The organism is Noviherbaspirillum sp. (genome assembly GCF_036846085.1).
Taxonomy (GTDB): Bacteria; Pseudomonadota; Gammaproteobacteria; order Burkholderiales; family Burkholderiaceae_D; genus Noviherbaspirillum.
The window spans coordinates 1-7,862 of the sequence record NZ_DAIUCO010000248.1 but is presented as its reverse complement, the minus strand read 5'-3'; the positions used below and the strand labels follow the sequence as shown (position 1 = coordinate 7,862).

5 protein-coding genes and 1 tRNA gene are annotated in these 7,862 nt (G+C 57.3%); 5 read left to right on the top strand and 1 reads right to left on the bottom strand.

The window, feature by feature from the left end; translation table 11 throughout:
- The coding region (locus V7080_RS21300) for an ATP-binding cassette domain-containing protein (protein ID WP_334190398.1) at positions 1-396 on the bottom strand (396 nt) is incomplete at its 3' end.
- 142 nt (positions 397-538) lie between these two features.
- Between V7080_RS21300 and V7080_RS21295 the strand changes: the two genes are divergently transcribed.
- From V7080_RS21295 to V7080_RS21275, 5 genes are all read left to right on the top strand, one after another.
- Positions 539-613: transfer RNA gene (locus V7080_RS21295), tRNA-Arg, on the top strand.
- Between the two features lie 530 nt (positions 614-1,143).
- The gene (locus V7080_RS21290) at positions 1,144-2,244 is read left to right on the top strand and encodes a WD40/YVTN/BNR-like repeat-containing protein (RefSeq protein WP_334190397.1); all 1,101 of its coding nucleotides are present in this window, start codon (positions 1,144-1,146) and stop codon (positions 2,242-2,244) included.
- Positions 2,241-4,679: an efflux RND transporter permease subunit gene (locus V7080_RS21285; protein WP_334190396.1), complete on the top strand. Its 2,439-nt coding sequence runs from the start codon at positions 2,241-2,243 to the stop codon at positions 4,677-4,679. The genes V7080_RS21290 and V7080_RS21285 overlap by 4 nt, the downstream gene beginning before the upstream one ends.
- Before the next feature lie 373 nt (positions 4,680-5,052).
- Positions 5,053-6,633: a DUF1302 domain-containing protein gene (locus V7080_RS21280; protein WP_334190395.1), complete on the top strand. Its 1,581-nt coding sequence runs from the start codon at positions 5,053-5,055 to the stop codon at positions 6,631-6,633.
- A 279-nt stretch (positions 6,634-6,912) separates the two neighbouring features.
- Positions 6,913-7,862, top strand: a 950-nt coding sequence (locus V7080_RS21275) for an MFS transporter (RefSeq protein WP_334190394.1), incomplete at its 3' end; no start/stop codon positions are given.

The following is a 7,862-nucleotide window of genomic DNA, read 5'->3' as shown; positions in this document are numbered from 1 at the left end:
GGCATCGGCAGCGTCCAGCTTGACCTGGATGTCATGCATGCGCTCCATTGCCGCGTCGTCGTCGCTGCCGCCCAATTGCCCGGCCAGGTCGTTGTACTCATTTAACAGAGCGGGCAATTCACCCATGCCGGCTGCAACCGCATCGAAGACCGACATGTCTTCGGCAAATTGCGGCTCCTGTTCGACGTAGGCAATCTTGATGCTTTGCTGCATGACTAGCAACCCGTCGTCGAGCCGGGAAATGCCGGCAATGATCTTCAGCAGAGAAGACTTACCGGTACCATTGCGGCCGATCAGGCCGACACGCTCGGTCGATTCCAGCGCAAATTCCGCGTGATCGAGAAGAGGAACATGCCCGAAAGCAAGCTGGGCATTAGAAAGGGACACGACAGCCATAACGATATTTCGCGCAAAGCGCGAGGAATGTGATTAACGAAGCGGGCATTGTACCGACAGCCTGCAGAATGCAGTTATTTCCCGCAACAGTCTCGGCTATAATTCTGCACCGGGCTGAAAAACGAGGCCCGGTTCCCAGCGTCTCGCCGTAGTTCAATGGATAGAACGAGTGCCTCCTAAGCGCTAGATACAGGTTCGATTCCTGTCGGCGGGACCAGTTACCGATCCAGCACAATCCCGGAAATCGGTAAATTCCGTCTAATCGCCATGGCTTCAGCAGGCCATGGCCTGATGTGACCACCGCAGTAAGAGAATGCGATTGCATTTCGCCTGAGTCCGCCCTGATTCGAGCTGGCGCTTCGACGATATGTTCCTTCTGCACGATTCAACGAATCCGCAACCTGAGGCTCCTCGGTTGACGACGCGGGGTATCACCGTTGCATGCAGCCTGGCGAATCATCTTCGCCTCATTCAATAGTCTGTTGTTCATTCGGCGAAATGCGTGCAAACGCTTCGTCACCATTGGCGGGTGACTGTCCTACGCGCATTATTGCAACTCGATCCCACAATCAAGCCAGGGCATCAATAACAAGAAGCAAGCACGACTCCTTGCAGCAATCCTGCTGCCCTACCGGCATATCGACGAATGGGGGTGCAGTGGAATACGGCCTCGCAAGAACTCGCTATTCAGCCGATAATTCAATGAGTATTTTTCTTATCGCTCCAGGCTGACTGATAAGGCTACGTGTGGGCAATGTACATTCCCTTGCCGCGTCTATTCTGCTGCTGACGGGTTTGTTTGCCGTTGAAGTGGCGACGCCTGTCTGGCATGCTGCCAGTGCCGTGCCCGACGTGCTGGAGCGGCCGGCGTCGATCAGTGCACGGGCGAGCGACTCCGTACTGCTGGCCGTCAGGCGGACAGGCCGGCGTTTGCTGACTGTCGGCGAGCGCGGAATTGTTTTGTTCTCCGACGATGACGCACTCTCCTGGCGGCAGGCGCGGGTACCTGTCAGTGCAACGCTTACCAGCATACATTTCGCCACGGAGAAAAAGGGCTGGTCAGTCGGACACTCCGGCGTGGTATTGCACACTGACGATGGCGGCGCAAGCTGGGTCCGGCAATTGGATGGGCACCAGGCGACCCGATCGATGCTGGAATCCGCTCAAAAAGATGCGATTGCGCACGACGACGCCAAAGCACGGCGACAATTGCGCGATGCGCAACGTTTGCTGCGTGAAGGACCGGACAAGCCTTTTTTCGATGTCGCGTTTATAGACGAAAAGCGCGGCTTCGTCGTCGGCGCTTACGGCTTATTTTTCGCGACTCAGGATGGCGGCAAGACCTGGTTCCCCTGGCAAGCACATATCGAGAATGCGACTGACAGGCATCTTTATGGCATCAAGGCTTTCGGCGAATCTGTCTACATCGCCGGAGAGGCTGGCTTACTCTATCGCTCTACCGATGCGGGGCAAACCTTCGTCGAGCTCGAAACGCCTTATCAGGGGAGCTGGTTTGGCGTCATCCCCCTGAGCAAAGAACACATCGTGGTCTATGGATTGCGCGGAAACGCCTATTGGTCGCATGATGGCGGGCGTCACTGGAGCAAGATCGATACCGGTACAACTGCGTCATTGACGACCGGCATGGCTCTCTCAGACGGTTCCATCGTCATGGCGACACAAGCCGGCGAAGCGCTGCGCAGTACCGATCAGGGGCGCAGCTTCAACGCATTGGCGATCACCCAGCCCTTCCCATTCTTTAGTGTGGCGCAAGCCGCCAATGGCGATCTCGTGCTGTCCGGCGCGAGGGGACTCAGCCGGATATCTCTTCAACAGGTCAGGCAATGAAGCACGATGCCTCATTTGTCGACTTTCCGGTACTCCACAGACTCCAAGACTTCGATCCGCATTCGGGTTCGCCCATTGAACGGGTGATATTCAACCATCGCTCGATCGTTCTCATTCTGTGTCTGCTGGCAATTGTCGTCCTTGGCGCGCGTGCAACCCGGCTGACCTTCAATGCCAGTTTCGAGAACATGCTTCCGATGGGGCATCCGTATATCGTCAATTATCTTGCGCACAGGGAAGGATTGAGCGGTCTCGGCAATACCGTGCGCATTGCAGTGGAAACAACGCAAGGCACGATCTTCGATGCAAGCTATCTTGAGGCATTGCGCCGCATCAATGACGCGGTATTCCTGTTGCCCGGCGTGGATCGACCCTATATGAAATCCTTGTGGACGCCATCGGTACGCTGGGTGGCGGTCACGGAAGAAGGATTGGACGGCGGCCCGCTCATTCCGGACACCTACGATGGATCATCCGCGAATATCGCGCAGGTGCGCGCCAACATTGAACGATCGGGCGAGATAGGCCGTCTGGTGGCGGCAAATCAGCGGTCCACGGTGATCGTTGTTCCCCTGCTGGAGAAAGACCATGTTTCCGGGCAAGCACTCGATTACGGGACGTTCTCCAACGCACTGGAGACGATTCGCACGCAATATCAAACCGCGACGCTCAGGATTCATATCACCGGCTTCGCAAAGGTGGCTGGCGATCTGATCGAAGGACTGGGCGTCTTGCTGTTGTTCTTCATTCTCTCCGTCTGCATTGCGGCTTCCCTGCTCTATTGGCACACGCGCTGCGTGCGCAGCACGCTGCTGGTCGTATCTTGTTCTCTTGTGGCCGTAGTGTGTTTATTGGGTCTGCTGCCTACGCCGAGACACACGCTGGATCCCTACTCCATGCTGGTGCTATTCCTTGTGTTTGCAATCGGCATGAGCCACGGTGCGCAGAAAATGAACGGGATCATGCAGGATATCGGGCGCGGCACGCACCGGGTGGTGGCAGCCCGCTATTGCTTCCGTCGCCTGTTCCTGGCGGGCTTGACCGCTCTGCTGGCCGATGCGGCGGGATTTGCCGTACTGACGGTGATTCCGATCCGGACAATACAAGACATGGCGCTGACGGCGAGCATCGGTGTGGCGATATTAATTGTGACCAACCTGGTGCTCGTGCCGGTGCAGCTGTCCTACGTCGGCGTGAGCGCGTCCGCCGCGCGCAGGAGCATCCGCAGGGAATTGGCCGCCGCACCTCGTCAGCCGCATGCCGGACAATTCCTGGAGCTGCTCACCCGGAAAAAATATGCGGGCACCGTGATCGCCTTCGCCACGGTGCTGGGGATCGCAGGATTGGCGGCAAGTTCACGCCTGAGTATTGGCGACGTGGATCCGGGTGCGCCGGAGCTGCGGCCAGACTCCCGCTATAACCGTGACAATGCGTTCATGACCGCCAATTACGCCACCAGCAGCGACATTCTGGCCGTCATGGTGAAAACACCGCAATTCAAGTGCGTGGACTATGACGTGTTGCTGCGGATGGATGCCCTGGAATGGCAACTGCAACAGCTTCCCGGCGTCATCTCCACCCAGTCGTTTGCCGGACTGAGCAAATGGCTTGCGGTCGGCATGAACGAGGGAAACCCGAAGTGGTACGACCTGTCTCGCAACCAGGACATGCTCAATGCTTTCGCCGCGCGCGCGCCGCAGGAGCTATTCAGCCAGACCTGCGATCTGCTCCCGCTCTATGTTTATCTGCAGGATCACAAGGCTGACACACTCACGCGCGTGACCGCCCATGTAGAGAGCTTCGCCGGCAAGAACAATACGGACGATGCGGAATTTTTGCTGGCAGCCGGCAATGCCGGGATCGAGGCCGCCACCAATGCCGTGGTCAAACGTTTTCATCTTCCGATGCTGGCATTGGTGTATTCCGCAGCCATCCTTCTTTGCCTCATTACCTTCCGTTCCTGGCGCGCAGTGTTCTGCGCCATCGTGCCACTGGTTCTCGCGGCCATTCTTTGCGAAGCAATGATGGTCATGCTGGGCATCGGTGTAAAAGTCGCAACATTGCCTGTCATTGCACTCGGCGCAGGTATCGGCGTTGACTACGGACTTTACGTGCTTGCCGTGCTGCTGGCACGTTTGCGCGCCGGGATGAGCTTGCGCAATGCGTATGCCGGAACAATACTGTTCACCGGGAGAGTCGTGATGCTGACAGGGGTCATGCTTGCGATTGCGACGGGGATCTGGGTCTTTTCACCCATCAAGTTCCACGCCGACATGGGCATTCTGCTCGCCTTCATGTTTCTCTGGAACCTGCTAGGCGCGCTGGTTCTATTGCCGGCGCTCGCGGTCTTTTTATTGGGCAAGGAATTTGTTGGTGAACATTCGCTTCAGCCTTCCAATGTGAACCGCCACCTGCCTTCAATGAACACAGAGTGAGTCTTTATTGAAGTCCGGGTGATTTCAATCGTCGTTAGTGGTATCGCGGGCAGTCGCGCGACATCGTCGACCGAAAGCAGATCAATGCCGTCTCCGCCATTCTGGCCAAACAGTCTACCAATGTGATGCGCTCAAAAGAATAACCAATGAAGGAAGGGACAGAATCGTTCCGCCACCAGGTTGACAGCATCGTTGCGTGGACGCGGATATACCAAACCAACGGTTTGATCGAAACCTTCATCGGCCAATTTTCGCAACTGACAGCAAGGTGCGTGACTTCGTGCGCTTCTTGATTACAGAAAGACTCCATATCACAACATCGAGCCCACACGCCGCATAACCCACTCGACAGCCAAATTCAGGAGAGCCCAATATGAAGATACGAAGCGGCCGACTAGAAGTGAAATGGCCCTGGTTTATTGCCCTGGCGCTCGCCGGGACAGGGCTAGCGCCGGCGGCACAGGCGTTTGAAATCGACACCGGATCCGACGTGAAAGTACGATGGGACAATACGGTCAAGTACAGTGCCGCCCGGCGATTAAGCGGGCAATCACCAGGATCGCTCTCGAATATCAATGCCGATGACGGCAACAGAAATTTCGACACCGGCTTGATCTCGAACCGTCTCGATCTTCTGTCCGAGTTGGATGTCATTTACCAAGGCATGGGACTGCGCGTCAGCGGCGCGGCCTGGTATGACAAGCTGTACAACCGGGCCAACGACAACGACTCGCCGTCAACCGCGAATGCTTTTACCGTGCCTTACAATGAATTCACGGATGCAACCAGCAAGCTGCACGGCAAACGCGCGGAATTGCTGGATGCCTTCGTGTTTGGCAACGGCCGCATCGGCGACATGCACGCCAGCTTGCGTGCCGGAAAGCATACCCTGCTCTGGGGCGAAAGCCTGATGCTTGCGACGAACGGGATTTCGTATGGCCAGGCGCCGCTCGATATCATCAAGGCCCAGTCCGTGCCCGGCTCGCAGGCCAAGGAACTCTTCATGCCGGTGGGGCAGATTTCAGGGCAATTGCAGCCCAGCCCCGAGCTAAGTTTTGCCGCTTATTTCCAGTATGACTGGCGCAAGTCCCGCCTGCCTGCGGCCGGCAGTTACTTCAGCTCGGCGGACATCCTCGATGCCGGTGGCGAGCGCTTGCTTCTTTCTCCGCAGCCGGGCCCCGCGCTGCTGCGTGGCCCGGATACGAAGGCGCGCAACAGCGGTCAAGGGGGTGTCTCGGCCCGTTATTACGCCAAGGCGCTCGATACCGAGTTCGGCCTGTATTACCTGCGCTTTAACGACAAGCTGCCGCAAGTCTATGCGCGGCCAGGTGAAGGAAGCTACGCACTTGTCTATCCGGAAGACATCCGCGTGCTTGGGGCAAGTTTTTCCACGGTGGTCGGTGCAAGCAATGTAGCGGGAGAGATTCATATGCGCCGCAATATGCCACTGGCTAGCGTGCCATTGGCCTTACCGCCAGGATCGCCGGCGGATAACCGACACAATCCATTGTATGCAGTGGGCAATACCGTCCATGCGCAGGTGTCGATCGTTCACCCGCTGCACCCCACTGCTGTGTGGGACAGCGGCACGATCGTCGCCGAAGTCGGGGGACTATACCGCACCAGCGTCACGCGCAATGCCGGCAATCTCGATCCGGGCACGGATCGCGGCGCGTTGGGTTTCTCGGTCCGGTTCACGCCATCCTATTTTCAAGTGCTGCCGGAACTGGACCTGAGCGTGCCGGTTTCGCTCGGCTACAACATCAGGGGCAAGACCCCCGTGACCAGCGCCTTCAACGGGGACAAGGCGGGAACATTCAGTATCGGACTCATTGCCGAATACCAAAAGGCGTGGTATGCCGCCCTCCTGTACACCAATTACTTCGGTGGCATGGCTGCACAACCGCTCAAGGACAGGGATTTCATTTCCTTTGCCATTCAACGCACCTTCTGAGGCCATCCCTCCACTCCAAGCGATGGAACGTGCATTCACCTCGGACTGAGGGCCACTGCCAGCAGCAAACGCGATGCCAGCCGAAACATTACACATCAGCCAGAAGGAATAAGGCGATGCTGTTCCGGTCTCGATATGCCTCTTCTCGTCCGACGAATAAAGAGAGCCGTTCGTGGTCCCGATGGGGCGCAGGTAATTCACAACAGATGCGAAAGGTCTATTTGAAGTCGAAATTCTCACCACAATGCAATTCGGCATTACAAATCGAGGATAAGCGCAATGGATACTGTTATCTCCGCACAACGTCAGGCAGGCACGCAACAAGTTGTCGTGATTTTGCTGGGCAGCAGCCTCACCATCATGGGTGCCGTTATGATTCTCCCCATCTTACCCAAGATGGGAGCGGAGCTCGGGCCGCTGTCAGCCCATGCGAATGTGCTGATGCCGCTGGTGGCCACCAGCCCGGCCTTGGCCATTGCCGTGTTTGCACCGGTCGCCGGCTGGCTGGTGGACCGCTTCGGACGCAAGCGGCTCTTGATCCTGGCTACATTGGCCTACGTGATGAGCGGGTTCGCTCCCAGCCAGTTGCATACCCTGGAGGACATCTTGCTGTCTCGGCTGCTGCTCGGGATCGCAGAAGCTTTCATCCTGACTAGCTGCACGACCTTGATCGGTGACTACTGGCAAGAGGACGAGAGACAGAAATACGTGAATCGCCAAATGATCCTTATCGGCCTGATCGGTTCGCTGTTCTTTATGATCGGCGGCAGGGTCGGCGAAGCCTCATGGCGCCATCCGTTCTATCTTTATCTGCTGCCGCTGCTGCTGGTGCCCTTCATGCTCAAGCTGCTATGGGAGCCGGTGTGGAAGGTTCACACACCGTCAACGAGCGATGTTCCGGCCGAGCGCGGCGCCTGGCAGGCTATTGTGGCGGCGAGCTTTCTGGCGTTTGCCGGCATGGCCGGCATCTTTATCGTACCGGTGCAGGCGCCCGCCATATTGGGGAACCTGGGAATTAATTCCACTACACAGATCGGCATCGCGATCGGCATCGGCCCTTTGGCAAATGTGCTGGGCGCGTTGCTGTGGCCCTTTGTGCGTAAAAATGCCGGTGTGGCTCTGACCAATGCCATCCTGCTGGGCTTGATTGCCACCGGGTTAATCCTGCTGGTCCAGGCCCGCAGCTATAGCAGTTTTATTCTTGCAATCATTCCACATAGTATCGGGGC